The sequence below is a fragment of the Mycobacterium sp. NGS67 genome, assembly GCF_059812185.1.
In genome coordinates this window covers 1-361 of sequence record NZ_JCALCF010000096.1, presented here as the reverse complement: position 1 = coordinate 361, position 361 = coordinate 1, and the positions used below count along the sequence as shown (strand labels likewise).

1 protein-coding gene is annotated in these 361 nt (G+C 59.3%); it reads right to left on the bottom strand.

Annotated elements, in window-relative coordinates:
* The coding region (locus AC5Y4D_RS27395) for an IS110 family transposase (RefSeq protein WP_500038784.1) at nt 1–361 on the bottom strand (361 nt) is incomplete at both ends.

Below are 361 nucleotides of genomic sequence, written 5' to 3'. Positions count from 1 at the left end.
CGTCCGGAGACCCCGACGATATTGGAGGCCACCGCCGAAAGTTTGATCGCAGCGTCTTCGAGAAGCTTTTCCAGACGCTGGATCTCTTTGGTGCGCTCGCGGGTGATGACGGTGCGACTACGCGTCAGATCACGCAATATCCGGATCGCAGGTGGGGGTACAAATGAAGCCCGCACCAGTCCGTGCGCCCCCAGATCGGCCAGCCACGCCGCATCAGAGACATCGGTCTTGCGGCCCGGCACATTGCGGGCAGCTTTGGCGTTGACCAGCATGATCGAGTGTTGATCTTCGAGCAGATAGAAAAACGGCTTCCAGTAATCGGAGGTCGACTCGATCACCACACAGCTGACCTTCTCAGCCG